This is a genomic window from Vibrio sp. (genome assembly GCF_047973365.1).
In the GTDB taxonomy this organism is placed as follows: domain Bacteria; phylum Pseudomonadota; class Gammaproteobacteria; order Enterobacterales; family Vibrionaceae; genus Vibrio.
Genome location: NZ_JBKEBW010000027.1, coordinates 44,153 through 70,283 on the forward strand (window position 1 = coordinate 44,153; position 26,131 = coordinate 70,283).

The 26,131-nt window shown below is 42.1% G+C and carries 23 protein-coding genes and 4 tRNA genes; 15 read left to right on the top strand and 12 right to left on the bottom strand.

Annotation, left to right across the window (positions count from 1 at the left end; genetic code table 11):
* Nucleotides 1–131: 131 nt before the first annotated feature.
* Nucleotides 132–464 carry a hypothetical protein gene (locus ACK5MF_RS04695; RefSeq protein WP_416919845.1) on the top strand — a complete coding sequence of 111 codons (333 nt, stop codon included), beginning with the start codon at nt 132–134 and terminating at the stop codon, nt 462–464.
* Between the two features lie 179 nt (nt 465–643).
* Here ACK5MF_RS04695 and glyA read toward each other — a convergent pair whose 3' ends face one another.
* Entirely contained in the window at nt 644–1,894 is a 1,251-nt protein-coding gene (gene glyA / locus ACK5MF_RS04700; protein WP_416919847.1) for a serine hydroxymethyltransferase, read from the bottom strand.
* A gap of 328 nt (nt 1,895–2,222) precedes the next feature.
* Here glyA and ACK5MF_RS04705 point away from each other — a divergent pair, with 328 nt between their 5' ends.
* Nucleotides 2,223–2,822 (top strand): YitT family protein, encoded by a 600-nt coding sequence (locus tag ACK5MF_RS04705; protein WP_416919849.1) that lies wholly within the window; start codon nt 2,223–2,225, stop codon nt 2,820–2,822.
* Between the two features lie 239 nt (nt 2,823–3,061).
* Here the strand turns inward: ACK5MF_RS04705 and vexH are convergent, their stop codons facing one another.
* Complete coding sequence (gene vexH / locus ACK5MF_RS04710; RefSeq protein ID WP_416919851.1) at nt 3,062–6,169, bottom strand: vibriobactin export RND transporter permease subunit VexH; 3,108 nt, start codon at nt 6,167–6,169, stop codon at nt 3,062–3,064.
* Complete coding sequence (locus ACK5MF_RS04715) at nt 6,169–7,227, bottom strand: efflux RND transporter periplasmic adaptor subunit (protein ID WP_416919853.1); 1,059 nt, start codon at nt 7,225–7,227, stop codon at nt 6,169–6,171. The genes vexH and ACK5MF_RS04715 overlap by 1 nt, the downstream gene beginning before the upstream one ends.
* Nucleotides 7,228–7,508: 281 nt before the next feature.
* On the opposite strand from ACK5MF_RS04715, the gene ACK5MF_RS04720 reads away from it, so the two are divergent.
* From ACK5MF_RS04720 to ACK5MF_RS04735, 4 genes are all read left to right on the top strand, one after another.
* Nucleotides 7,509–7,593: transfer RNA gene (locus ACK5MF_RS04720), tRNA-Tyr, on the top strand.
* A 117-nt stretch (nt 7,594–7,710) separates the two neighbouring features.
* A tRNA-Tyr gene (locus ACK5MF_RS04725) sits at nt 7,711–7,795 on the top strand.
* Nucleotides 7,796–7,912: 117 nt separating this feature from the next.
* Nucleotides 7,913–7,997: transfer RNA gene (locus ACK5MF_RS04730), tRNA-Tyr, on the top strand.
* Between the two features lie 118 nt (nt 7,998–8,115).
* Nucleotides 8,116–8,200 (top strand) — tRNA-Tyr (locus tag ACK5MF_RS04735).
* Nucleotides 8,201–8,260: 60 nt separating this feature from the next.
* Here ACK5MF_RS04735 and ACK5MF_RS04740 read toward each other — a convergent pair.
* Entirely contained in the window at nt 8,261–8,620 is a 360-nt protein-coding gene (locus ACK5MF_RS04740) for an MliC family protein (RefSeq protein ID WP_416919854.1), read from the bottom strand.
* Between the two features lie 95 nt (nt 8,621–8,715).
* Nucleotides 8,716–9,282 carry a D-glycero-beta-D-manno-heptose 1,7-bisphosphate 7-phosphatase gene (gene gmhB / locus ACK5MF_RS04745; protein WP_416919856.1) on the bottom strand — a complete coding sequence of 189 codons (567 nt, stop codon included), beginning with the start codon at nt 9,280–9,282 and terminating at the stop codon, nt 8,716–8,718.
* Between the two features lie 258 nt (nt 9,283–9,540).
* Here gmhB and metN point away from each other — a divergent pair, with 258 nt between their 5' ends.
* The 4 genes from metN to ACK5MF_RS04765 all read left to right on the top strand — a co-directional run bounded on the left by metN (nt 9,541) and on the right by ACK5MF_RS04765 (nt 13,436).
* A complete protein-coding gene (gene metN, locus ACK5MF_RS04750) occupies nt 9,541–10,575 on the top strand; it encodes a methionine ABC transporter ATP-binding protein MetN (RefSeq protein ID WP_416919859.1) in 1,035 nt (344 codons plus the stop codon).
* Nucleotides 10,565–11,242: a methionine ABC transporter permease gene (locus tag ACK5MF_RS04755; protein ID WP_416919861.1), complete on the top strand. Its 678-nt coding sequence runs from the start codon at nt 10,565–10,567 to the stop codon at nt 11,240–11,242. Before metN ends, ACK5MF_RS04755 begins: the two co-directional genes overlap by 11 nt.
* 34 nt (nt 11,243–11,276) lie before the next feature.
* Entirely contained in the window at nt 11,277–12,086 is an 810-nt protein-coding gene (locus ACK5MF_RS04760; protein WP_416919863.1) for a MetQ/NlpA family lipoprotein, read from the top strand.
* A gap of 222 nt (nt 12,087–12,308) precedes the next feature.
* Nucleotides 12,309–13,436, top strand: a complete 1,128-nt coding sequence (locus tag ACK5MF_RS04765; protein ID WP_416919865.1) for a GGDEF domain-containing protein — start codon at nt 12,309–12,311, stop codon at nt 13,434–13,436.
* A gap of 119 nt (nt 13,437–13,555) precedes the next feature.
* Here ACK5MF_RS04765 and ACK5MF_RS04770 read toward each other — a convergent pair whose 3' ends face one another.
* Nucleotides 13,556–14,332 carry a Zn-ribbon-containing protein gene (locus ACK5MF_RS04770; RefSeq protein ID WP_416919867.1) on the bottom strand — a complete coding sequence of 259 codons (777 nt, stop codon included), beginning with the start codon at nt 14,330–14,332 and terminating at the stop codon, nt 13,556–13,558.
* Complete coding sequence (gene syd, locus ACK5MF_RS04775; RefSeq protein WP_416919869.1) at nt 14,332–14,883, bottom strand: SecY-interacting protein; 552 nt, start codon at nt 14,881–14,883, stop codon at nt 14,332–14,334. Before syd ends, ACK5MF_RS04770 begins: the two co-directional genes overlap by 1 nt.
* Nucleotides 14,884–14,992: 109 nt before the next feature.
* On the opposite strand from syd, the gene queF reads away from it, so the two are divergent.
* The 5 genes from queF (at nt 14,993) to xni (ending at nt 22,189) form a co-directional block, all read left to right on the top strand.
* Nucleotides 14,993–15,838 (top strand): NADPH-dependent 7-cyano-7-deazaguanine reductase QueF, encoded by an 846-nt coding sequence (gene queF / locus ACK5MF_RS04780; RefSeq protein WP_416919871.1) that lies wholly within the window; start codon nt 14,993–14,995, stop codon nt 15,836–15,838.
* A 16-nt stretch (nt 15,839–15,854) separates the two neighbouring features.
* Nucleotides 15,855–18,122 (top strand): tetratricopeptide repeat protein, encoded by a 2,268-nt coding sequence (locus ACK5MF_RS04785; RefSeq protein ID WP_416919873.1) that lies wholly within the window; start codon nt 15,855–15,857, stop codon nt 18,120–18,122.
* A gap of 109 nt (nt 18,123–18,231) precedes the next feature.
* Nucleotides 18,232–19,797: a GGDEF domain-containing protein gene (locus ACK5MF_RS04790; protein ID WP_416919875.1), complete on the top strand. Its 1,566-nt coding sequence runs from the start codon at nt 18,232–18,234 to the stop codon at nt 19,795–19,797.
* A 196-nt stretch (nt 19,798–19,993) separates the two neighbouring features.
* On the top strand, nt 19,994–21,352 hold the full coding sequence (gene ppnN, locus ACK5MF_RS04795) for a nucleotide 5'-monophosphate nucleosidase PpnN (protein ID WP_416919877.1): 1,359 nt from the start codon (nt 19,994–19,996) through the stop codon (nt 21,350–21,352).
* Nucleotides 21,353–21,418: 66 nt separating this feature from the next.
* Entirely contained in the window at nt 21,419–22,189 is a 771-nt protein-coding gene (xni, locus tag ACK5MF_RS04800) for a flap endonuclease Xni (protein ID WP_416919880.1), read from the top strand.
* Between the two features lie 291 nt (nt 22,190–22,480).
* Here the strand turns inward: xni and ACK5MF_RS04805 are convergent, their stop codons facing one another.
* The 5 genes from ACK5MF_RS04805 to ACK5MF_RS04825 form a co-directional block, all read right to left on the bottom strand.
* The gene (locus tag ACK5MF_RS04805; RefSeq protein WP_416919882.1) at nt 22,481–22,888 is read right to left on the bottom strand and encodes a Mor transcription activator family protein; all 408 of its coding nucleotides are present in this window, start codon (nt 22,886–22,888) and stop codon (nt 22,481–22,483) included.
* A gap of 291 nt (nt 22,889–23,179) precedes the next feature.
* The gene (locus ACK5MF_RS04810; RefSeq protein WP_416919884.1) at nt 23,180–23,539 is read right to left on the bottom strand and encodes a Mor transcription activator family protein; all 360 of its coding nucleotides are present in this window, start codon (nt 23,537–23,539) and stop codon (nt 23,180–23,182) included.
* 125 nt (nt 23,540–23,664) lie between these two features.
* The gene (locus ACK5MF_RS04815) at nt 23,665–24,567 is read right to left on the bottom strand and encodes a Mu-like prophage major head subunit gpT family protein (RefSeq protein ID WP_416919886.1); all 903 of its coding nucleotides are present in this window, start codon (nt 24,565–24,567) and stop codon (nt 23,665–23,667) included.
* Complete coding sequence (locus tag ACK5MF_RS04820) at nt 24,560–25,447, bottom strand: phage protease (RefSeq protein ID WP_416919888.1); 888 nt, start codon at nt 25,445–25,447, stop codon at nt 24,560–24,562. Before ACK5MF_RS04820 ends, ACK5MF_RS04815 begins: the two co-directional genes overlap by 8 nt.
* Nucleotides 25,448–25,831: 384 nt before the next feature.
* On the bottom strand, nt 25,832–26,083 hold the full coding sequence (locus tag ACK5MF_RS04825; RefSeq protein ID WP_416919890.1) for a hypothetical protein: 252 nt from the start codon (nt 26,081–26,083) through the stop codon (nt 25,832–25,834).
* Nucleotides 26,084–26,131: the final 48 nt, after the last annotated feature.

The following is a 26,131-nucleotide window of genomic DNA, read 5'->3' on the forward strand; positions in this document are numbered from 1 at the left end:
CTTGAACAACTAAATCAATGAAAAGGCGATATGTCTTCGGATATGTCGCCTTTTTTGTGTCTATGATTGAATAGATGCAAATAGTTTTATAGGCTTACCACTGACCCTTAAAATCTCGAAGGACAATGATAATGAAAAATTTAACCATGCTCGCTTTAGCGCTGACCACAGCAGCCATTACCGTCGGTTGTTCTTCCAACACACAAACAGACAACTACCGTGAAGCTTCTTTTGAACTGTGTAATACAGAAGTCGATATTTACTCTGTCAGCGACGATGGCAAAGTTCGCATTGTTTGTTCAGACGGTTCTAAATTCGCATTGGCAAGTGAAGACACGCTAGAAATAATGCGTGAGATTAATATCGAATACTGCGACGGTGAAGGCTTAGGCAAGTTTACCGAAAGTAACAAATACTACATGTTCAAATGTAAATCCGGCACTTTGATCAGTATGGCAAAATAACCTCTACGACTAACTCAATTATCGACTCGTCCCCACGGTCCTCCGTGGGGATGCATATCGGAGCTAAATAAACAGCAAAGTGGATTTTCTTTGAGTTAAATACGCATTCCCACGCATGGGAACGAGATAAAGATGTACAAAAGGCCTGCATTGCAGGCCTTTTCCATATGTTTAAGCGATTAAGCGTAAACAGGTAGACGCTTACAAATATCAAGCACTTTTTGTTTTGTTGCTTCGATAACCGCTTCGTCGTTGATGTTGTCTAGAACATCACACATCCAGTTAGCTAGTGCTTTCGCATCTTCCTCATTGAAGCCACGGCGAGTGATTGCTGGTGTACCAACACGGATACCTGAAGTGACAAATGGGCTACGAGGATCGTTTGGCACTGAGTTTTTGTTAACCGTAATGTTTGCTGCACCTAGTGCTGCATCAGCTTCTTTACCAGTGATGTCTTTGTCGATGAGATCAACAAGGAACAGGTGGTTTTCAGTACCGTTAGAGACGATTTTGTAACCACGTTCCTGGAATTGAGCCACCATAGCTTTCGCATTCTTAACAACGCGTTGTTGGTACGCTTTGAATTCAGGTTCCATCGCTTCTTTGAACGCTACCGCTTTACCAGCGATAACATGCATTAGAGGACCACCTTGACCGCCAGGGAATACTGCTGAGTTCAGCTTCTTGTACATCTCTTCGCCAGCGTTTGAAAGAATCAAACCACCACGTGGGCCAGCGAGCGTTTTGTGAGTGGTCGTCGTTACAACGTGAGCGTGTGGAATTGGTGTTGGGTATACACCAGCAGCAACTAGGCCAGCAACGTGTGCCATATCAACAAACAAGTAAGCATCGACTTTGTCCGCGATTTCACGCATACGTTTCCAATCAACAATTTGCGAGTAAGCGGAGAAACCACCGATGATCATCTTAGGTTTGTGCTCTAGAGCAAGCGCTTCCATCTCGTCGTAGTTGATTTGACCGGCTTCGTCGATACCGTAAGGAATCACGTTGTAGTGTTTACCAGAGAAGTTAACTGGTGAGCCGTGAGTTAAGTGACCACCGTGAGCCAAACTCATGCCTAGAACCGTATCACCTGGGTTTAGAAGCGCCATGTACACTGCGCTGTTTGCTTGTGAGCCAGAGTGAGGCTGAACGTTCGCATAGTCACAACCAAATAGTTGACATGCGCGATCGATTGCCAGAGCTTCCGCTTTATCCACGTACTCACAACCGCCGTAGTAACGCTTACCTGGGTAGCCTTCAGCGTATTTGTTTGTTAGCTGAGAACCTTGAGCTTCCATTACACGCGGACTGGTGTAGTTTTCTGAAGCAATAAGTTCGATGTGCTCTTCTTGGCGAAGAGTTTCTTCCTGAATGGCAGCGTATAGCTCCGGATCATAATCAGCGATGTTCATATCACGCTTAAGCATCTGTATCTCCTGACTCAGATTTGACTGAAAGTAGCAAAAAACCACACAACGACTAAAAGCAAACGTTTTCGTCACCGTAATATGGCGCGCATTCTACATAATTTGATTTATATCATAAAGCCCAAATTGCAGAATTTATCATGCAGTTTTTTCATATTGATTAACAATACCGCTCATCTTCAAAGCATCAATGATGAGTGTCTACATTTTCTTTACATAGTGTAAATTTGGGATTACATAGGTTTACCCTAATTTCCGTTCGCTCGCTACCGAAAAGATCGGGTTTTCATTAGTATCTACTTATTGTTCACTAATTAATTACATTTAAATGGAAACACATTCACGGAAGGAAGACTGGATAGCGATCTTTACTGGCACATTTATCGTGTCTCAAGGCTTATTTTTTCTCAAAGCAGCAAATCTTATCACTGGCGGCACAGCGGGTCTGGCACTGCTCCTGACGCATATTTTCCCTTGGAGTTTCGGCACGCTTTATTTCTTTGTTAACATGCCCTTCTACCTCCTCGCCTGGAAACGCTTTGGGGTTAAGTTTTCGCTAAACACAGCCATATCTTGTGGTCTGGTCTCTGTATTTACCGATCACTTATCGAACTTCATTGCGATTGAGCATATTGACGCTGCCTATTGCGCTTTGGCTGGCGGCTTGCTAACCGGTTTAGGTATGTTGATTCTGTTTCGCCATCGTTCAAGCTTGGGTGGTTTCAATGTGCTATGTCTGTTTATTCAGGACAAATTTGCCATCTCAGTCGGCAAAACACAGTTGGTGTTAGACTGTATCATTGTTTTCGCCTCGTTGTTTTATCTCACGCCATCTGTGATCATGTTATCGATTGCAGGTGCGGTGATCCTGAATATCGTGCTGGCTATGAACCACAAACCCTCTCGCTATTCGGTCAAATATATCTGATATATTCCTAGGTAAAAATATGATCAGATTGAACATCGGTGGAACAGTGAATGAGCGTCGAACACAAACACGCCCTTATTTTTTATAAGAGCGTCCTTCCATGGGGCTCCGCCGAGCCATCCATGGCTCGGAGGGTTTGCTTATCGACACCCATTCACTGATCAGAAAGTTTTCCAGAATGGTATGATAAGAAGCCCGCTAAGTTAGCGGGCTTCTTAATGCTTAAAGTTGAGAAATCGCTAGTGTGTTGTTCGACCTTTGCTATCGTGCTCCAACTCTTTGTTGAGCTCAGCCTCAACGTGCCCTGGCGCTTGTGTGTTGGCGGAGATTAAACGATACATTGCCGGAATAACCAACAGAGTCACCACCGTCGCAAAAGCCATTCCGAAGAAAATTACGGTACCAACCGCAACCCGGCTCTCATAGCCCGCTCCGGTAGAAACAATCAGTGGGATTGAACCTGCCAGCGTGGTAAAGGCTGTCATCAAGATTGGGCGAAGGCGGCGAGCTGATGCATCAACAATCGCTTTTTCAAACTCTACGCCACGGTCACGTAACTGGTTAGCAAACTCAACGATTAAAATACCGTTTTTAGTCACCATACCGATCAGCATAACCATTCCGATTTGGCTATACACGTTCATCCCCTGCCCCATAACAAACAAACCGAGGAAGCCACCAAATACCCCCATTGGTACGGTGAACATAATCACCATAGGGTTGATAAAGCTTTCAAACTGAGCGGCAAGAACCAGATACGCCACTAACAAAGCTAAAGCAAACACAACCGCGACACTCGATTGGTTTTCTTTAAAGTCTTTAGATTCACCGGAATAGCTGACAGAGATATCACTGGGTAACATCTCTAATGCTTTCTGATCCAGAAAATCCAAAGCCTGACCTAACGTCACCTCATCAGCTAAGTTAGCCGTAATCGTAATCGATTTTTGCTTATTGTAGTGAGCCAGACGAGGTGCGGATGCCACTTCTTCAATCTTGGTAATGGTATCTAGCGTCACTAAATCGCCATTACCAGTGCGCATATAAATCTGACTTAAATCGGTTACGTTATTAAAGCTGTTCTCATCACCACGCAGATAAACATCATATTCTTCGCCGCGTTCAACAAAACTCGTGACGCTCTTGCCACCTAACATCACCTCAAGAGTATTGGAAATATCTTGCACGCTGATATCCAACTCAGAGGCTCTTTCACGATCAACAGTTACCATCAATTCAGGCGTTCTTTCTGAATAATTGATGTCGACTCCGGTCATGTAAGGTGAACTTTCAGCCTCAGCTTCAAGCTTTTCAGCCCACTCTTTTAATTCTGTATAGTCAGATCCACCAAGCACAAACTGAACCGGTTCATTTGAACCACCGCGGAAACCGGGCATAAACGGAATTACACGAACATCTGGAATACCAGCCAGTGCCTTTCTAATTTCAGCTAACGCATTTTGTGCGGTAATGCTACGCTCATTCCAGTCATCAAGCGTCATAATAACAAAACCCGTTTGGTCACCAGAACTACCACCGAATGCGGGTGTTTGCACACTAAAAGACTTAAGGAAACCTTGCCCCAAAAGAGGCTTCAGCCGGTCTTCGATTAAATCCATGTTGGCTGACATACGGTTATAGCTGGTCGCATCTGGGGCGCGTACAAACGCAAAGACAACACCACGATCTTCTGATGGTGTTAACTGCGCAGGGACATTCTGCATGAATTGATAACTGCCACCGATACAGCCAAGAATAATGAGCGGTGCCAACCATTTAAAACGTAGAGCATAGCGAAGTAAGAAACGATAGCTAGATTCAAGCTTACCAAACAGTTTATCCACCAAACGGTTAAAGCCGTTTGGCTTAACATTGGCTTTAAGGATCTTGCTACCCAAAACTGGCGTTAACGTTAACGCTATCAATGATGAGAAAATCACTGACATAGCAAGCAGTACTGAAAACTCAGTAAATAACAAGCCAACCATACCATCCATAAATGAGATAGGCAGGAATACCATCACCAACACCAGCGTAGTGGCGATAACCGCAAAACCGACTTCACGGGTTCCTTTGTATGCCGCTAGCAACGGCTTCTCACCCTGTTCAATATGGTGGAATATGTTTTCCACCACCACGATAGCATCATCAACTACCAGACCAATCGACAAGATCAATGCCATCAAAGTGATCAGGTTAATCGAGAAACCAAAATAATAAGCCGCAATAAAAGAAGAGATCAACGATACTGGTACAGTAATGGCAGGAATTAACGTAGCACGTGCCTGTCCGATAAAGATATAAAGCACCAAAACCACCAGACCGCCAGTAATAAATAGAGTGCTATAAACCTCTTCAATAGAACGTTCGATAAAAATGGTTGAATCGTAGTTAATCACGAGCTTAGTGTCTGCCGGAAGAAACTTCTGAATACTATCAACCTGCTCTCGAACCCGTTCAGCCACTTCAAGAGGGTTGGCATCAGACTGAGGCACAACCCCCATACTGACGTTCACCACGCCATCCGTTTTATAGGTAGAGTTTTCATTTTCTGAACCTAGAAATACATCCGCCACATCTTTTAAATAAATAGGCGTACCACTGGCACGTTTAACAACTAGGTACTGAAAATCTTCTGGTTTTTGATAAGTACGAGCGGTGCGCACCGACATCACAATGGAGTCGTTACGAACTTCTCCCCCTGGGCTTTCAATGTTTTCGCGGTTTAAAGCCGAGGAAATATCTGAAGCGGTCACACCACGCCCAGCCATCAATTCAGGCTTTAGGCGCACGTACATCACTTTATATAAACCACCAGAGACATCGACAGAACTGACACCGGAAATTAAGCTAAAGCGGTCAACCAGTACACGCTCCATGTAATCCGTTAATTGAGTACGGTCCATAGTAGATGAACTCAAGTTAATGTACATGGAGGCCTGACCGGAACCATTGTTCTTATAAACCAGAGGATCATCTGCACTATCAGGTAAAGAACGCTGAGCCCGGGCGACAGCATCGCGAATATCGCTCACGCCGGAGTTTAGGTCATAGCCTAACTTGAACGTCACTGTAATTCTGGAAGCACCATTACGTGTCGTAGAGGTAATTTCATCAATACCACTAATCCCGGTTAATTGAGATTCAAGTACTGAAGTGATTTGGTTTTCGATAATAGAGGCTGAGGCACCTTGATAAGTCGTAGTAATGGTTACTACCGGGTTTTCAATATCCGGCATTTCACGTACGGCAAGTTTGCTAAAGGAGACAAAGCCAAATACGCACAACAACATACTCAAAACGAGTGCAGCGACTGGACGCTTTACTGAAATATCAGAGATCAACATCAGTTGTCATCCTTGTTCAACGCACGACCATCTACTGTCACTTCAGTCACATTGGCACCGTCACGCATATTAACAATGCCTTGAACAACCACTTTATCGCCAATATTCAGACCTTTTTCAATCACCACTTGGTTATCGATACGAGCACCTAAGAAAACTTCCGTCCGTACCGCTTTGCTTTTTTGATCAATGACATAGACGTAACGTTTTGTGCCCGAATACTCAAGCGCCTGAACAGGAATGATCGGAGCTTCCGTGACCGGGAAGGCTAAGTTAGCGGAAACCAACATCCCTGGTTTCAATAAACGCTCGGCATTTGAAAAATGAATTCGAACACGTAAGTTCAATGTTTCGGCATTGACTCGGGAATCAATACCAACAACTTTGCCTTCAAAGATTTTATCTGGCCACGCGTGGGTAGTAGCAACCACGTTCATTCCTTTAGACAACATGGATAAATATCGTTCAGGTACCTGTAAATCCAGTTGCATTAAAGAAAGGTTATCTAATGTCATCAGTTCAGTACTGGAGCTGACAATTTTACCGCGGCTGAAATCAATAAACCCGACGGTACCGGCGAAGGGAGCTTTTATATGCAGATCATTCCAATTTGCTTCTGCGGCTTCTAAACGTGCTTGCGCAATATCAACACTGGTTTTTTGTGCATCAATTTCCGTTTGCGTGATGGCACTTCTTTTGAGCAGACGTTCATATTCAGCCAACTTACGTTTTTCATCACGTAAGTAAGCTTTTGCTTCAGAAACAGAAGCTTGAGCTTTGTCGTCAGACAATTGAACTAATAGCTGATCTTTCTTTACTTCTTGATTGGCTTTAACCGCAATGTTGTCCACTTTTCCAGAAACTTCAGCAGAAATAATCACTGATTGTTCGGCTTCTAACTTACCAACGAGAGAAAGAGATTGAGATACCTGATGGACCTGAACTAAATCGGTAACAACAGAGATTGCAGGTGCGCCTTTAGACCCTGCAGCGACAACACCCTCACTGGCAAATAGAGCAACAGCAAGAGCGATAGAAAGAATCGAAACGTTTTTCATAAACCACATCAGCATATAAGAAAGAACTTTTATTATAACTAGTTATAGAGGGGCGAAACGTAAAGGAACGTAAATTTGATATTTTTATCTCCTTTTTGAACCACTATTTCAAAAAGAAAATGAGCAATTACGACCATCTTTGCCCAAAAAGGCAGCATTCAATTCAAAAAGATAAAAAAAGGGTTTACACCAAGTCCGAGTTTGATAATATGCGCTCCGCACTTGATTGATGTGTTGGGAAAACGTCAGTCAAGCTTGTTCGTAAAGAGCAAGAAAACCCTGGAGGGGTTCCCGAGTGGCCAAAGGGAGCAGACTGTAAATCTGCCGGCTCCGCCTTCGATGGTTCGAATCCGTCCCCCTCCACCATATTTTCTTTTGAAACAATAGGTTTTCAAGAAACCATAAATTTTCAAGAGAGTAAAACTTGATTGATGCGTTGGGAAAACGTCAGTCAAGCTTGTTCATAAAGAGCAAGAAAACCCCGGAGGGGTTCCCGAGTGGCCAAAGGGAGCAGACTGTAAATCTGCCGGCTCCGCCTTCGATGGTTCGAATCCGTCCCCCTCCACCATATTTTCTTTTGAAGCAATAGGTTTTCAAGAAACCATAAATTTTCAAGAGAGTAAAACTTGATTGATGCGTTGGGAAAACGTCAATTAAGCTTGTTCATAAAGAGCAAGAAACCCCTGGAGGGGTTCCCGAGTGGCCAAAGGGAGCAGACTGTAAATCTGCCGGCTCCGCCTTCGATGGTTCGAATCCGTCCCCCTCCACCATATTTTCTTTTGAAACAATAGGTTTTCAAGAAACAATAAGTTTTCAAGAGAGTTAAACTTGATTGATGCGTTGGGAAAACGTCAGTCAAGCTTGTTCATAAAGAGCAAGAAAACCCCTGGAGGGGTTCCCGAGTGGCCAAAGGGAGCAGACTGTAAATCTGCCGGCTCCGCCTTCGATGGTTCGAATCCGTCCCCCTCCACCATATACACAAAAGCCAGCTCACTGAGCTGGCTTTTTTTTCATCTAAAGCTAAATATTCACTTCACTCTATTCGGCAAGTTTTATAGATAATACCTTTGATTTCTAACCTAGCGTCATTGCCTTTCGTGAACAAGGTAACAGGATTAACAACAACTGAGGTATGATCATCCAGTATGTATTTTGAGCCAGAGCCTGTCGGAATACTGACGAGTCGATAGTAACTTTCAGATGTTCTTAACACGGCATTTTCGGATGACACATAAGCCACATCAAACTGCTGATTATTTTCACACACGTAATGTTGAAAATCACTGTCTTTAACTTTAAGCCCATCGACTTCGGTGGAGCTTGAGCACGCCGTTAATGCAGTCAAAGATAGTGCCATCAAACAAAACGCAACCACGTTATCGTTTCTATACATGATGAATCTCTCTTTTAGTAATAAAAAAGGCCGCATAAGCGACCTCCCAATACCAAACCCAGCAATGTCTCTACTACCGATTACTTGCCATGATATTATTTACGCTCTTTTAAATAGTTAGGCACATCACGCAAACTGTCCAGTACAACGGTCGCTAAACTTTCACCTTTTTCTGTCACGGGCTTACCAGTGCGCACTAAAATTTTAGTACCCACACCTGCGGCTTCTGCAGCCATCATATCTTCAGCCTTATCACCCACCATGACAGAATTCGCCATATCGATTTTTAGAAAATCTCGAGCAGAGATAAACATACCTGGCTTCGGCTTACGGCAATCGCAATCTTCTTTATATTTGCCTTCACCATGCTCAGGGTGATGAGGGCAGTAATAGATGCCATCAAGCTCAACGCCGTTATCAACGAAATTCCAATCCATCCACTGTGTTAATGAAAGAAAACGCTCTTCGCTATAATAACCTCTGGCTATTCCTGCTTGGTTAGTCACCACGACCAATAAGTAACCCATCTCTTTCAGTTTTTTGGTTGCTTCAAAAACACCTTCGATGAACTCAAAGTCATGTTCGTCACTTACATAGCCATGATCCACGTTAATCACGCCGTCACGGTCTAAAAACACAGCCGGTTTCGCCAAAATATTCATCTCTATAAAGTCAAACTCAACGAATTATTGCACGCTTTATTTCTTTCATCACTATCTAATTACTTTATCGTCTCACTTAAATGACCATTTAGACGTCTAGACGTAAAAATATCTATTGACTTGATGTTCGTTAAGCCATAGCATCCTCTACCAAGTTAGAATAAGTTAAATATTTTATTCTGTTGTTGCTACTGTTTTAGTAATACCAAGGTAACTCGTTACCGAACAACCAAGATTTATCCCTGCGCAGGTTTTTCAATGATTGAGATTAGTCACGTCAACAAGGTGTTCTATCAAGGCACGAAAGAGATCAATGCCTTAAAAGACATCAACCTTAACATCCAACAAGGCACAATCTTCGGTGTTATTGGCGCATCAGGCGCTGGTAAAAGCACACTGATCCGTTGTGTAAACATGCTAGAACGTCCAACTAACGGCAGTGTTATTGTTAATGGTGTTGACCTTACAAAGCTTAGCTCAAAACAATTGAGCGAAGCACGCCGTAACATCGGTATGATATTCCAGCATTTTAACCTGCTTTCTTCACGTACTGTGTTTGAAAACATTGCGTTACCACTTGAACTTGCCGGTCAAAGCGCAAGCCATATTGATAAAAAAGTGTCAGAGCTTCTTCAATTGGTTGGTTTGGCAGAAAAACGTGACACTTACCCATCAAACCTCAGTGGCGGTCAAAAGCAACGCGTTGCGATAGCTCGTGCTCTGGCATCGGACCCCAAAGTGTTACTGTGTGACGAAGCGACCAGTGCTCTCGATCCTGCGACTACGCAGTCAATTCTAGAGCTCTTGAAAGAAATTAACCGTAAGTTAAATATCACTATCTTGTTGATTACTCACGAGATGGATGTAGTAAAAAGCATTTGTCATCAAGTGGCTATTATCGGCGATGGCGAATTAGTAGAAAAAGGTTCTGTGGGTGAAATTTTTGCTCATCCAAAAACAGAACTTGCGCACCAGTTCATTCGCTCAACGCTGGATTTATCCATTCCTGATGATTATCAAGCACGCTTACAGCAAACGCGAGTTGAAGGGAGCTACCCATTAGTTCGATTGGAATTTACCGGAGCGACAGTAGACGCACCTTTGATGTCGCAGATATCACGCAAATTCAATATTGATGTCAGCATTCTAAGCTCAGATCTTGATTACGCTGGCGGCGTAAAATTCGGCATGATGGTAGCGGAAATCTTCGGTGATGAAGAAAACGACAACGCGGCAATTCAATACCTGCGTGACAATAAAGTAAAAGTAGAGGTGCTTGGTTATGTCCTTTAATACCATCGCAAGTTGGTTATCACTAAACAGTGACCTGCTGTTAACAGCAACTTGGCAAACATTATATATGGTAGCGGTTGCGGGCATTATTGGTTTTGCACTGGGTATTCCACTGGGCGTTATTCTGCACACCACTAAAAAAGGTGGCTTGCTGGAAAACACTAAGTTGAACAGCATACTTGGCGCAATCGTCAATGTTGGCCGTTCAGTACCATTTCTTGTGTTGATGGTCGCAATTATCCCAGTGACAAAATTACTTGTGGGTACGTTCATCGGCACAACAGCAGCAATCGTACCTTTAACCATCGGCGCTATTCCTTTTGTTGCTCGCTTGATTGAAGGTGCATTGTTGGAAGTTCCAACGGGTCTTGTTGAAGCTGCACAATCTATGGGCGCAACACCAATGCAAATTATCCGCAAGGTGCTGCTACCAGAAGCAATGCCAACCATTCTTAACTCAGTAACCATCACGCTAGTCACTCTTGTGAGCTATTCCGCGATGGCTGGTACTGTCGGTGGTGGCGGCCTAGGTGATGTAGCGATTCGTTACGGTTTCCACCGTTATGATGTGGTGATAATGGCAGTAACCGTTGTCATGCTTATTGTTCTAGTACAAATCATTCAATCAATCGGTGATGCATTCGTACGCCGTGTTGATCACAGATAAAAACGATATAAGAATTTCTAACAAGGAGATTACCATGAAATTCAATCTTAAAAGTTTATTGACCATTGCTGCTGCAGCATCTGCGCTTGTACTGGCTGGCTGTGGTGAAAAAGAAGTGGATAACAACAAAGTTAAAATCGGTGTTATTGCCGGAGCTGAAGCTCAAGTAGCAGAAATCGCGGCGAAAATTGCTAAAGAAAAATACAACCTAGATGTTGAACTGGTCACTTTCACTGATTACGTAACACCAAACGCAGCACTTGATGACGGCTCAATTGATGCAAACGCATTCCAACACAAACCATACTTAGATCAGCAAATTGTTGACCGTGGTTACAAGCTAGCCATCGTAGGTAACACATTTGTTTACCCAATCGCAGGTTACTCTAAACAAGTAAAATCCGTTGATGAAATCAAAGATGGCGACCGTATTGCTGTGCCAAACGATCCAACAAACCTAGGTCGTTCACTACTACTACTTGAACAACAAGGTCTGCTAAAACTACGTGAAGACGTAGGTCTACTAGCGACGGTTCGTGACATCGTAGAAAACCCTAGAAACATCAAGATCGTTGAACTAGATGCAGCTCAACTTCCACGTTCACTTGATGACGTAACGCTTTCTATTATTAACACAACTTACGCAAGCTCTATCAACCTGACTCCTGAGAAAGATGGTATCTTCGTAGAAAATAAAGAATCTCCTTACGTGAATCTGCTTGTCGCTCGTCAAGACAACGTAAACGCTGAAAACGTACAAAACTTCCTAAAAGCTTACCAAACAGATGAAGTGGCAAACGGCGCTTCAGAAATTTTCCACGGTGGCTCAGTTAAAGGCTGGTAATTCAGCAATTACTGATAAAGTGAACATCAAAAGGCTCGATTTCGAGCCTTTTTTGTTACGTAATACCAAATATGATCAAATTGGGCATTGGTGGAACATCTCTTTAGAGGTACTTCCTACAAGTTTTGTAGGAAGCGTCCTTTTCAAGGCCTAATTAAGGTTATTTATTCCGCAATTAGTTAATCTTAGCCGCTGTTACCTGTACTAAGCGAACTACGATTTATGCTTGACTTATCACTCTCATTAGCAGAACAACTCCACATTACCGATCAAGAAATTGAGCATCGTAAAGATCTGTTAGAAATAACGAGAGAAGATGAACGGCTACTAAAAGCATGTGAGGTTTGGCTCACACCGCTAATTCCTAAAATTGCGGATGAGTATTATCGTCGTCAGACCCAAGTTCCAGAAATTGCACTGATCATCGGCGATAGAAACACATTACGTGGATTACACACCACGATGAAAAACTACATCTCTGAGATGTTTAGTGGTTATTATAATAAACCGTATGTTGAAGTGAGATTACAGGTCGGTCAGATACACCAAAGGATCGGTGTCAGCCCCAAACATTATCTGTCTGGTATGCAGTTGCTGCAATCACTGCTGAATAATGAAATTTATACACATTTTGAGCAGATAGGCGAGAGCCCTGCCCCCACCCTAGCGGCGCTGCAAAAGTTGCTCTATCTGGACAATTTGTTTGTGATGGATACTTATATCGCATCAAAGCAGAATCAGATTGAAAACAGCAACCGAAAACTAGAAAAATACGCCAATAATCTAGAAAAAATCATTGAGCAGAGAACCAAAGAGCTCGAAGATCTGTCTATGAAAGATCCTTTGACGGAATTGTATAACCAACGAGCGTTCTACGAAGTACTCAATAAAACCTGGGCATTGAGCCATCGCTCAGAGCAACATTTTACGTTGCTTTATATTGATCTTAACCGCTTTAAACAAGTCAACGATCAACATGGACACATTGCCGGCGACCAAATTTTGCTCGATTTTGCGACCACTTGCCATAATGTGCTAAGGCAGACAGAAACAGCAGCACGCTATGGTGGCGACGAATTTGCCGTTATCCTGCCGAACACCAAGATCGACTTTGCTAATATTGTTGCTAAGCGCCTCATTGAGGACTTTACCAACAGGGTTAAATACGATGTCGGCTTGAGTATAGGAGGCGCTTTATACTATCCACGTTGCGACCTCAATGTCGAAGAGATCTTACATTTAGCCGATCAACACATGTATATCGCCAAAAAAGAAGCGCACAGAACCAACCAAAGTACGTTCAGTTTCGAAGCTCGTAACGACCAAGCCAATATTTCTAATATTGCGTGACTACTCACCGTCCTATCGGGCAAGGGTTTACGGCGTAATTGCTAATCGTCACAGGGCTGATACTCATTCAGCCCTGTTAAATTAAGCAAAGTTATCAACCACTCAGCCATAGCAAATGTCTATTTGAGATGATCCCACGAAATATTAGACACTATTCGGCAGCGATCACATTTGAAATAAAAGATATCATGCAAAGGTTCATCCAATAGCCACGCCCCACCACACTTAGGGCAAAGGCGCGCTTTTTCATCCGTTAAGCTTTTACCGCCAACACGATATTGGTAGTAATAAGTCGGTATTTTAGTAATGTATTCAATACGTTGACTTAAGTCCCATCCACGGCGGAACAAGTCACTGTCCACTTCGCAAATCTCTTGCAAAGCTGCATGTTCCGCTTTGCAGCCACCCGCCATTTGTAGCTCGTCACACGCCTGCCACTCTGTCTGCCATTTAATCACAGCCTTATGGTCTCCGTTAAACGTCGCTTCATTGCGATAAAGAGGTATCGGTAGCAAGGTTTCACCACTGCGTAACGGAGAACAGGTATGCACATAAGTGGTGTAAAGAACCTGCCAACTTGGCGTTTCTTCTTCTGCCGCTTGTTCAGAATTGATATCTCGGCCAAGCAAACGAAACTTGGGCGCAAGTAAACATGCATCTGCCAGGCGATTAAAACAAACTTTGACAAAATCGGAGTGGTTATTGGGATGCAGGCTATCTTTTTCCGGGCAAACCGCCCGAACAGAGAATTCGCCATCGCCCATAATGATGGGGAATTCACGCCCCAGCACCTGACCGTTATAGCGTAATGCATCCATTAATCCGTTGATTGCTTTATCAACAGCGGTGATGGTGGTGTTATCAAAACATTCAAATTCCAGTTCAACAACGTACACTATGCTTGTACCTCTGGCTCAAGCTGAGCAAGAAAACTCGCCACATCTTCACTAAGCACTTGACGGTTATCCGTGCCTAGCTTTTCAAGAATGACATTACCGGTGAGATTGCATATCGATACCACTTCCATTTCATCATTCGTGGTCGCAATAAATACCGTTGGTTTCTGCTTTAAACGACGCTGCATGACCAGATGTCCGAGAATGTTTTCCTGTAATCGCTGGTAATCTTCATCACTCCAAACTTGTAACAGATTAAGTGCGTTGCCTTTCCAGCTCGCTGCCATATCTGCGCTATACTGGCAGCCGTAAAAATCATGAATATCTTGGTGCAACGTAATCTCAATTCCATTCTCAACATTGGTAAAATCAGCAGCAACTTCCCTTATAACAGGCTGCCAGTAGACACGATCTGCAAGCTTTTGCTCGACACATGGCGAAACCCAGTCTAATAACTCTTCATTTTCTGGTAAATGTTGGTGCGCCGCTTGATAAGCATCTAAATAACGTTGGCTAAAAGTATGTAAGGCTTCTGCAACAGAATGCGCCATGAAAATCTCCAATGTTCCAATTCAATTGAGCTAACTCGCAGCCCTTTGGTGACATAGGCTACGGTATTGCGTAAAATTCTGCTTATTCTAATCGAATTACACACTAAGTATGAGCAAATATTCCGATGCCAAAGAGTTAGCGGGTCTGACTTTAGGTAAAAAAACCGATTACTCACATCAATATGATCCAACGCTGTTGCAACCGGTGCCGCGCAGCCTAAACCGTAACGACCTAAATTTGACCGGTGAATTGCCATTTAAAGGCTGCGATATCTGGACGCTCTACGAGTTATCATGGTTGAACCACAAAGGTCTACCACAAGTGGCTATCGGGGAGGTTGCTATACCGGCGACTAGCGCCAATTTAATTGAATCTAAGTCGTTCAAGCTTTATCTCAACAGTTTTAACCAGACGAAGTTTGAAAACTGGCAGCAAGTGGAACAACGGCTGATTGCTGATCTTTCTGCCTGTGCGGGTGAAACCGTTGCGGTAAACGTAAAAAAATTGAGTGACTATACCGCCGAGCCCATTGTCACAATGAAAGGCAATTGCATTGACGACCAAGAAATCAGCATTGATAGCTACGATTTCGACCAAACGTTATTAGCAGGTGCAACCGAAGAGACCATTGTTGATGAAACGCTTCATAGTCATCTTTTGAAATCGAACTGTCTGATCACCAACCAACCAGACTGGGGAAGTGTAGAAATTGAATATCGTGGTCCAAAAATTAACCGCGAAGCACTTTTACGTTATATAGTCTCTTTCCGTGAGCACAATGAATTTCATGAACAATGCGTTGAGCGTATTTTTATCGACATCAGACGTTTCTGCAAACCAGAGAAATTAACTGTTTTTGCACGTTATACGCGCCGTGGTGGATTAGATATCAACCCTTACCGTTCAACCGAGCAGGCTGCACCACAAGACAATAAACGTATGGCTCGTCAATAAAAGGACTTAACTCAGGATGGGATTTATTCGCTGGAAGCTTTGGTTTTCTCTAGCTCTGTTCTCTTTTTCAGTGTTTTCACAAGCTGCGCCGTACTCTTCTCCGACGCTTAATGAAGCTGAAAGCTTAATAGAAATTTCTCCACAACAAGCTAAAGACCTTACCAGTGAATACCTGACCGTAAGAAAGATGGCGGTAAAAGCCGAGCAAACTCCATCTACCGTAGCCAGAGACGAAACCGATAGTCGCCTGCGTACCCCGACTAGTACGGTCGATGCGATGAAAATTCTCGCCCAAGCTGAATTTAATCTTGGTTACCCTATTGCAGCTTTCCGTCTGTTGGATGACGCCTACAAAACCACTCAAGAGTTTAACCTACCTTATTTGCAACTCGAAATTCAGTTGCTGCAGATTCGCCTCCATTGGCTTGATAACAACGATGTAAATACCGCGCGGGAAAAGCTGCGTGACATGACTCAACAATACGAATCCATCAGAACCAAAGAACTACCGGCAAGAGGTATCGGCTATAAAATCAAGCTGCTTCGCGCGGAAGTAGCATCTAAAGCCAATGATATAGAGCTCGCAAACAAACTGTTCGCTGAGCTGAAAGACGATCTTGAGTTGCTGCTATCTGAAAAGACCAAAATTGAATATCACATTATTATTGGCGGTCATTACTTAAACCATGAGCGTTATAATCTAGCTCTTTCCGAATTGTTGGTTGCTTATTGGGGGGCGATTGAATCAAATTCCAGCGCCTTGCTTGCCAGAACCAACACATTACTAGCCCAGCTGTTTTATGAGCGTAGAGTATTGGATAAAGCGCTTGTTCACCTATCTCAAGCGGCTGATTTTTACGATAACTACGAAAAGTCACCAAAACTTGCAATGGTGCTAAAACGCATGGCTGATGTCTATTATGATTTAGGTAAGTACAACCTAGCTTTGGTCCATTATTTCAACGTTATCGATCATGAAAATAACAACAACAATATCGAGAGCGTCATAGAGACTCGTTTAAATCTCGCCGCTACCTATATTCATCTCTACAACTATCCGCTTGCTGAACAATATTTGCTACGCGCAGAGGATCTTCTTCAGTACGCTGACATACCACGCTTAAAAGGTAAAGCCGCGCTGCTCAATGCTGGATTAGCTTTTTATCAGCGTAAAAGTGATCAGGTGATATTAAATGCTCAACGAGCACTTGAAATCAGCCAGTCGATCGCCGATCAAGACATTGAGCAGCAAGCCTACCGTTTGCTGTCACAAGGTTACGAGCAAATTGGACAATATTCACGAGCCTTAGAGACGATAAAACACAGCAATGTATTAGAAAGACTGCATCAGGAAAAGCTCAATCAAATCAGTGAAGACGCTTTCCGTCAGCAAAAAGAGTTCGTCGAACAGACACTGCACTTAGTTGGACAAGAAAAAGAGCTTAAAGAAACCAAACGCCAATACACAAAATTGCAAAAATTGACCTTTACGCTGTTTATTGTCGCGGGTGGTCTGTTTTTGTTAGTTCTACGTCGAAGTTACGTGATTCAGAATCAGTATGAAGAAATAGGTGAACTGAATAGCAACTTATTTACTCACTCTCGATCTCGGCTGAGAAACCTTCGTATGCTCAACGCGAAACTACCAAAATCATTACAGAGAAGTAGCCAGAATTTCGAACTTTGGCATGTGGGTGAATTGATCCACGAACCGCTAAATGATCGTCTACGTTTTGCCATGATCGATGTACCATTCCTACGTAACATATATTTGCAATATGGTTACACCGCAGGTCTGGAAACAGAACGAGCGTTTGGTGAATACTTAAAATCGAAGATTGAAGACCCGGCAAGGCTCTATCATTTTTCAGACTCAAACTTACTCTATATTGAGCCAAGCACTGACAGAGACAGCCCTCCAGAAGAGATGTTTGCAAAGATTCAACAGTGGATACGCGAGTTCCAACCTGAGCGCAAAGTGAATCGAATTATTCGTATGGGCATAACTGATTATCCATTTTTACCGAGAGCCTACACGGCGATCAACGACAAAGAACTGCTTGATATTTTATTAATGGCAACCAATGCTGCTCGTGATCTCAGCATGAAAGAAGACTGTTCGCATTGGGTCCATTTAAAGGCGATTGATAATGCGCCAGCAGCCAGTTTTGCTTCAAGTAACATGCGAAAATGTTGTAAGCATGCTATCAACCAAGGTTTGATAAAAGTCCACTCATCTCACAATAATGAGGAGAATATCAAAAAATTATTAAAAGATAGTTAAATCTAAGCCGATAAACAAAGAGATACGATGACGTATCAAATAGATTTGCTATTATCGATAAATCAGTAATTAGCATTGTAACCACCCTAAATATTTAGCATTTTTATCAATGGGCGTATTAGAGCAAGATATCCAGATTCAGTTACACCAACTCAAAATGCAGTTGGAGCAGACGCGTTTAACACATAGGGATAACTCGCTCAAATTTACCTTAGAGCAAAAAGTCCTTAAACGAATCGTCGCATCACTCAGCCTTGCCTGCAAAGGTGAGGATACTCGCCTCAACCAAAATTTAGTGGAATTACGAGAAGCGCTTGAACAACAGAAAGACGTCAGCATTTTAATTCCTCGCTTGGCCGTATTGGAGCGCATGTTGAAGAAGCAAACGTTAGACACCGAGAAGCAAAAGCAACATTTAGACCAACAGGTAAAGCACAGTGGTGAAGTACTGCTACGCATTCCGGGCTTACCCTCTAAAATCAAACGCGATCTCCGTGACCTTCTCAGTTTTTCAACGGGTCAAAACCTGCCTAAAATAGACCAAGCTTTGCGTCTGTTGGCGATTTATGAACGTTCGATCAAAATCATCACCACCAATCCAAATTCTGTTGTCGAAGATCTCACTCAGAGCGCAGATAAGGAGATCCTTCTCAAGTTGAATGAAGAGCTACAACTGCTCATCACTGAACTTGACTTTGAAGGTGAATCAGGTGATTTACTCAGCGATATTCGAGCTAAGTTACTTCTCGGGGTAAATACTCAAGTTTTACTTGAACTGACTCTGGAAGTTTTAAAACTGGTTATTGCGGGTACTAACTACGAGCGCAAAACATCAGAAAAATTCCTTGAGCAGGTGAACGCCTCCTTATCCACCAGTTTAAAAAGCTCAACACTCAATGTTGAACAGGGTCATAGCTATTTCGAACACCGCAAAGATATGCATAAAGAGCTAGGCTCTCTCGTGTCAAGAAGCCAAACAGCTGTTCGTGATGGCACTGAAATTAACGCGTTAAAAAGCACGCTAAATCCATTAATCAGTGAACTTACATCGTTATCTGAACGACTGACACTGGCGGAAGCTCGCGAGCAAGCTCTTATTGAACGAATGGATTACACCAAAAGCCAAATGGAAGCGCTTTACGAGGTAACGCAAGATTATCGTCGACGCTTAGAAGATCAGACTCAGCGCATGCTGCAAGATCCTCTCACCAAGGTTTACAACCGCACAGCTTTTAATGACCACTTAGAGCTCGAATATCGCCGTTGGATTCGCGCGCAACATAACCTACGCGTTGTGATACTAGATATCGACAAATTCAAAGCGATTAATGATAGCTTTGGTTACACCGCTGGCGATAAAGCTTTGAAAATCATCGCGCGTACCATCAAAAACAACATTGAAGACACAGATACCGTAGCCCGTTTTTCGGGTGAAGAATTTGTGTTGTTGTTGCCAGAGCGGACAGACTCTGAGTGCTACCAAATCGTGCAAAAAATTCAACGCAGTATTTCTCACTTACCGTTTAAGTTCCGCGACAAAAACATCACCATTACGTTGAGCGCGGCAAGTACATTATTCAAAGATTCTGATTCACCGGAGATTGTTCTTGAGCGTTTACATGCTGCACTTAACAACGGTAAAAAGTTCGGCCCGAACCAAATAACTTGGAAATAGAGTCGTTGTGAACAATCATTAATCATATTTAGCATGATTACACGATGCAGTTCACAGTTTATCGAGTATCGTGTTCACCATATTCCACAGAGCGCACAAGATTGATACTTTGAAACACCGTTCAGTCAGCTAGCTCCTTTGAATTCAATACGTAGCGCAGAAACGGTGTTGTTCCCCCACAATCAAGGAGGGCCTTATGATTACTCAAGTCAGCCCAGCAGGGAGTATGGACCTACTCTCACAACTGGAAGTAGAACGATTAAAAAAAACGGCGTCTAGTGATCTTTACCAGCTTTACCGTAACTGTAGCCTTGCGGTACTCAACTCTGGCAGTCACACAGACAACTCAAAAGAGCTATTAGACAAATACACTAATTTTGATATTACGGTGATGCGCCGCGAACGTGGTGTGAAACTAGAGCTGACTAATCCACCTGAGCACGCTTTTGTCGATGGTCATATCATTAAAGGCATTCAAGAACATCTGTTCTCTGTACTGCGTGACATTGTTTACGTCAATATGCACATCGCGGTAGGTCAACGTCTTAACCTAACCAATTCGACCCATATCACCGATCTAGTGTTTGGTATTTTGCGTAACGCAGGAGCCCTTATCCCAGGTATTACACCAAACTTAGTCGTATGCTGGGGGGGACACTCAATCAATCCAATCGAATACCAATACACTCGTGAAGTTGGTAACGAATTGGGTCTGCGTGAGTTAAACATCTGTACCGGGTGTGGACCGGGAGCAATGGAAGGACCAATGAAAGGGGCGGCAATTGGTCACGCTAAACAGCGCTATGCAGATAAACGTTATATTGGGTTAACAGAACCTTCTATCATTGCTGCTGAGCCACCAAACCCAATCGTCAATGAACTGATCATCATGCCTGATATCGAAAAACGCTTAGAAGCGTTTGTTAGAATGGCACACGGTATCATTATCTTCCCTGGCGGTCCTGGTACAGCAGAAGAGCTTCTCTACCTACTCGGTATCATGATGCATCCAGAAAACGCTAATCAACCAATGCCTATTGTGTTAACCGGTCCGAAAGAGAGCGAAGAGTACTTCCGTTCAATTGATGAGTTTATTGGTGAAACACTCGGTGCTGAAGCACAGAAACATTACACTATCGTGATTGATAACCCGGCAGAAGCCGCACGCATTATAAAAAATGCCATGCCCAAAGTACGTCAATTACGTAAAGATAACGAAGATGCGTATAGTTTTAACTGGTCACTGAAAATTGAACCTGAGTTCCAACTGCCGTTTGAACCAACTCATGAAAACATGGCTAATTTAGATTTGCACTTAAACCAACGTCCGGAAGTCTTGGCAGCCAATTTACGCCGAGCTTTCTCCGGTATTGTAGCAGGCAACGTCAAATCGGAAGGGATTCGAGAGATTGAACGCCATGGTCCATTTACTCTGCATGGTGATTCAAAATTAATGAAGAAGATGGATAAGCTACTGAAAGACTTCGTTGAACAACATCGTATGAAGCTTCCAGGTGGAACGGCATATGTCCCTTGTTATCGCATTGAAAGTTAGTCGCGGTAGTAATGTGGTTAAATTTCATTAAAATAAGGGGCAATCGCTCCTTATTTTTTTGTGTTTATGTCTATTCATCTTGTCATTATTGATGCTCTTAACCTCATTCGCCGTGTGCATTCTGCGCAGCCAGATCCTAATGATATCGAGAGAACCATAACCACAACCACCCGCACGCTACAACGTATTATCAGCGAATCTGAGCCGACCCATATCATTGCAGTTTTTGATCATCACCTGCAAGACAGAGGCTGGCGAGCCGAACTTCTCCCGAGCTACAAGGAAGGCCGCAAACCTATGCCAGAACCTTTGCAGCTAGGACTGGACAATATTCAGCAAGCATGGTGGGAATTGGGTATTGATTCACTGCTTTCGCAAGGTGATGAAGCCGATGATTTGGTTGCAACATTGGCATGTAAAGTAGCAAGCCACAATGAAAAAGTCACCATCATCTCCACCGATAAAGGTTACTGCCAACTGCTCTCACCGACTTTGCAAATCCGAGACTACTTCCAGCACCGCTGGTTAGACGAACCTTTTATTCAGCATGAATTTGGCGTTAAACCTTCACAGCTTGCAGACTACTGGGGACTAACCGGCATCAGCTCTAGCCAAGTTCCCGGTGTTGTTGGTATTGGACCTAAAGCCGCAAAAGAAATTTTGACTCAATTTTGCGATATCGAACAAGCTTACAACAGCACTGAACTAGCCGCTAAATATCGCAAAAAACTGGATGAACATATTGAGATGGCTCGCATCTGCAAACAAATATCAACGCTGAAAACCGACATCGAACTTGGCTTCAATCTTCAGGACATCCGCTTTAACAAAGAGTAACTAGCGCATAATCTATATTTGTCATTCCAGAATTGCGTAACGAAATATCTGGAATGACGGCACTCATACAATTTATTTAGTGTGGCGAAATCGTCTTTAATGTTGTGGCGAGTCGCGACAAATGAACACTTGAGTCTCGTTAATTGAACAAAGTATAAGTGTATTTTTATGCATGCAATGTGCGTGATTAATAGCATTTGAGTTGTGTTTATTCTATGGTTGTAATGTCTTCACTATGATACACCTTTCTGTGCATCGTGCTCACTAGGTTAATACTAAATAACGTCTAGCCTAGCTTAAGTGATCTGTCATAGGTGAAGGCACTTGTTCACGAATAGCTTTCATGGAATCACCAACCTCTTGGATGTGATGACGGATTGCGTGCTCGGATTGGCGATACTTTCTAGCAAGATCGAATATGTTATTGCCTGTGAACTCACTGTAAATAAGGTGCTTTTGTATTATCTCTTCTACTTTATTCCTTTTCGGGAAATATACTTGTACGCCCCCCATGAGGTCACATAAAGCGATAAATAATCGAACAAACGCAACATTATCTAAGTGTTGACGCTCTGCTATATCTTTGAGCGTCCAGTACATCTCACCGACGATACTATGGTCTTTACTAATCTCAGTATCCAGTATCGCTAGAAAGTCTTCACGATTAATTAACTTATCCCACTCTGTAGAATTACGCATTGTTTTTCTCCGGTTTAACTTGGTAAGTATAAAGAAGAGTCACATCATTTTTTATCGCTGCGGCGGTACGACCATGTTCTTCAATATCATTAATGATAAAAGCTTGCCTTATTTTTCCGTGTAGAGTTCTTTCTTGCTTTATATATAAAATGTAAGGAGATATTAAACGGAGACTAAATATATCACCCTCACTTAAGCGCAAACCATATATATGTCATAATGTATAAAACATTTCGAATTTTTTAGTTTTTTGGCTCATGTAAATACTTCATGTTATATTATAGCGTTTATTTATTTGTTATATTTTGCATTTCTTATTATTCTATATATTTGCGCGCGACATAATTTATACTTTTTTACCAAATAACTTATATCATTTTCACTAAAATCTTCGACTATTTGAATATCCCTTAAATGGCGTTTTAAAGCATCCGCACGTCCTAAATATAATTGGTTTCCGCCAAAATGCTCACAGATGTTGATAATTAAAGGAGTCGCTATTTTTTCATCCACACCACTATCCTTTAAAGTGGCTTTAATTAACCCATACATCTCACGAACCTCTTCAGGCCATTTGATGGACTCTTTGCTATGTTGAGGCTCTAGATGTTTATTTTTAGCAAGTGATTGCATAGATAGTTTTGACTTCATAATACCCCCGAAAAATGACGCTCATTGCGTAATATACGCTGAATCAGATTCTTAATACTATTAGAGTGTTAGTTGTCATCACTCTGTAGGAATCGTATTTACAGAGTGATGATGGAATTAATAACTTATTCAAGCCAAGGGCAAACAAAGACATCAACAATCTTATAGTTGATATTACTGTCGCCACCATCAATGCGCTCTTTAAGAACTACGTCATGAGCCTGTTGGCGCAAACTTGGCGGTACAACTAAAACCGTAGGACGAATGTGCATTGGTCTCTCTTGCGGGTCTTTTCTAGCGGTCATCATGCTATAAACAGCATTAAAGTTATCAGAATTTAGATCTGCTTTTGTCGCGGCAGCTAACTGCCAGAACGAGAACCCCGCATTACCACGAGCGCGGATACCATAGAGGTACTCATCATGTAAAAACGTATGAGAGTTGTTGTTCATATTCGTGAGAGTTTGCATTTCCGGTTTAATTCGTTCTTGCCAAATTAACGGTTTTAAAGCTCTACTAGTGTCGAGTAAAAACCACGGTTTACTTGCATTCCCTGCATCCGAAATAAACAAATTACTTTGAACTTCACCTTTTTCATTGATGGGGTGTTCCTTAGAAAAAAACGGTTTTCCATCAAAGCACAATTCTTCAAATCCTTGCTTTAATAGACCGAAAATATATTCATTTGGGAATTCATTTGCTTCACGTCCCATATCTTCAAATACAGGCGCATATTTACCATAATCATTATCTTCAAAATCTTCACGTGGGACAGAAATCGTTGACTCAAACTTTTTATTTGTTACGGAATAGTTGTAACTTTTTAATTTGTTTAAATGTCGTTCACCAATCCATTCTCGAACGCGGGGGAAACGGTCTAGAAAACCATAACCTGTTGTATTTGAGGTCGAAGGAATAATGGTGGCTATTTGTGTGTAATCTGTAACAGCGTTATCAACTCCTGCACCAAAGCGTGCAGCAAATGCGGTGGATGCGCTAACAACTGTCTGTGCGGCTTTATCACTCATATTGATTATCCTTTGCTTTTAAAAATTCGTCTTTTGTTGTGCCTGTAATTTTGCAAGCTAGATGTTCATCTTTGCTACGTTGATCATCTTGTTGCGGATACCTTGTTAAAGAGCTCGTTTGCATGCGTTTTATATGAGTAAACCCAAGGCCGCTATTACTAAGTTTTGATGCTGCGGCATTAAAATCATTTGCTCCTAGTTCTTTACGTAGCAGGGTTAACTCTGCTTCAATAGCGCGTGGGAATACATATTCTTCTATGGCATTTTCTACATCACGTGTTATTGCTGTACTTGCGGTTTTCAATGCAGCTTCTACTTCATTATCACTTAAATCTGCAATATTTAATTCCGCCTTTAATAATTGAATAGCATCGTTATGAGTCATTGAAGTTTCTGTTAATTCAATTAATCGCGAATTGTCATCTTTTTGAGATAAGTTTGCATGTAAAGGAAGAGCTGGAGTATTTGTTAAAGCCACACTTTTTATCGACAATATTTCATTTTCTTCATTGTGCATAAGTGATGGCGACAAATATCGAAACTCCTTATTTTTAATTTTTTCGCTCGCAACAGGTGTCCACATAACATCCGCTACAATAGCGTGCTCTGTCAAAGACAGATTTGAAATCCACCCTGCGGCTAGTGACCGATGAGCCCCTTCTTTTTTATTTGAATCGTGCTCATAGTCAACGAGTATATCGATTCCTTTCTTCTTTGAATGAGAAATAACACTAACGGGGTCTGGTACGCGAAACTGACGCCCATCATGAGTAGTGATTAATCCTTGAATTGGTAAAATTTCTATTCTCGAAGTATTCCCCTTTTGTTGATTACCTTGAACTTGACTAAGAGATTGATAAAACGTAACGTCATCACTCATATCTTCACCATTTCTCAATAAAAATAATTAGTAATTTCATGTATTAATTTTGTATCAGTGCAATTTTAATATTTAAAAATAACAATGATTTCGTCATACAGTGCCGCGTTAAAAACATACTTAAACAGTAGCGATTAAACGCTATAATTCCCAAGTCGCATGCGCGACTGAAAAACAAAATCAAGTTAACATGGATTACTATTTTTGCTGCTTAAGACGGATTAATAAAAATAGTTAGGCGATTTATAGATTTGACATTGGAGAGAATTGTTAGATAATGACAACTGAAATGAAGCCTGAATAGAGCATGCTAGTTAATTTTGATTAGATAACGAAAAGCCTGCTTATTTAACAATAAACAGGCTTTATGTGAATTGGATATTTTTATTTGCAAGAGTGTAGACGTAAGACTTCATCTAATTCAATAGCTAAACCAAGCAAACCACCAATTAAGCCAATGCATGAGGTTTTGTGGTGTTCTTCACCTTGGTAATAAGATAATAATGTAGCTAAATCTCTACTAGCGCACATCAGTTCATGTGGAGAAGAAATTAAACCGACCGAGGCTTCTTGTAAAAATTCTAGTGAGATATATGTTTCGTTATTTATTTTAATTACAGATGGGGTAATAGACATAGATAATCTCCTGTTGCATAATTTTAAAATCATCGCACATAGAGACCA

Coding starts and splice junctions, on each gene's coding strand:
- metN (WP_416919859.1), top strand. CDS start 9,541: ATGATTGAGATTAGTCACGTCAACAAGGTGTTCTATCAAGGCACGAAA.
- ACK5MF_RS04760 (WP_416919863.1), top strand. CDS start 11,277: ATGAAATTCAATCTTAAAAGTTTATTGACCATTGCTGCTGCAGCATCT.
- gmhB (WP_416919856.1), bottom strand. CDS start 9,282: ATGAATATTTTGGCGAAACCGGCTGTGTTTTTAGACCGTGACGGCGTG.
- ACK5MF_RS04740 (WP_416919854.1), bottom strand. CDS start 8,620: ATGTATAGAAACGATAACGTGGTTGCGTTTTGTTTGATGGCACTATCT.
- xni (WP_416919880.1), top strand. CDS start 21,419: ATGTCTATTCATCTTGTCATTATTGATGCTCTTAACCTCATTCGCCGT.
- ACK5MF_RS04695 (WP_416919845.1), top strand. CDS start 132: ATGAAAAATTTAACCATGCTCGCTTTAGCGCTGACCACAGCAGCCATT.
- ACK5MF_RS04765 (WP_416919865.1), top strand. CDS start 12,309: ATGCTTGACTTATCACTCTCATTAGCAGAACAACTCCACATTACCGAT.
- glyA (WP_416919847.1), bottom strand. CDS start 1,894: ATGCTTAAGCGTGATATGAACATCGCTGATTATGATCCGGAGCTATAC.
- ACK5MF_RS04810 (WP_416919884.1), bottom strand. CDS start 23,539: ATGAAGTCAAAACTATCTATGCAATCACTTGCTAAAAATAAACATCTA.
- ACK5MF_RS04790 (WP_416919875.1), top strand. CDS start 18,232: ATGGGCGTATTAGAGCAAGATATCCAGATTCAGTTACACCAACTCAAA.
- ACK5MF_RS04785 (WP_416919873.1), top strand. CDS start 15,855: ATGGGATTTATTCGCTGGAAGCTTTGGTTTTCTCTAGCTCTGTTCTCT.
- syd (WP_416919869.1), bottom strand. CDS start 14,883: ATGGCGCATTCTGTTGCAGAAGCCTTACATACTTTTAGCCAACGTTAT.
- ppnN (WP_416919877.1), top strand. CDS start 19,994: ATGATTACTCAAGTCAGCCCAGCAGGGAGTATGGACCTACTCTCACAA.
- ACK5MF_RS04705 (WP_416919849.1), top strand. CDS start 2,223: ATGGAAACACATTCACGGAAGGAAGACTGGATAGCGATCTTTACTGGC.
- ACK5MF_RS04715 (WP_416919853.1), bottom strand. CDS start 7,227: ATGAAAAACGTTTCGATTCTTTCTATCGCTCTTGCTGTTGCTCTATTT.
- ACK5MF_RS04805 (WP_416919882.1), bottom strand. CDS start 22,888: ATGCGTAATTCTACAGAGTGGGATAAGTTAATTAATCGTGAAGACTTT.
- ACK5MF_RS04815 (WP_416919886.1), bottom strand. CDS start 24,567: ATGAGTGATAAAGCCGCACAGACAGTTGTTAGCGCATCCACCGCATTT.
- queF (WP_416919871.1), top strand. CDS start 14,993: ATGAGCAAATATTCCGATGCCAAAGAGTTAGCGGGTCTGACTTTAGGT.
- ACK5MF_RS04820 (WP_416919888.1), bottom strand. CDS start 25,447: ATGAGTGATGACGTTACGTTTTATCAATCTCTTAGTCAAGTTCAAGGT.
- ACK5MF_RS04755 (WP_416919861.1), top strand. CDS start 10,565: ATGTCCTTTAATACCATCGCAAGTTGGTTATCACTAAACAGTGACCTG.
- ACK5MF_RS04825 (WP_416919890.1), bottom strand. CDS start 26,083: ATGTCTATTACCCCATCTGTAATTAAAATAAATAACGAAACATATATC.
- vexH (WP_416919851.1), bottom strand. CDS start 6,169: ATGTTGATCTCTGATATTTCAGTAAAGCGTCCAGTCGCTGCACTCGTT.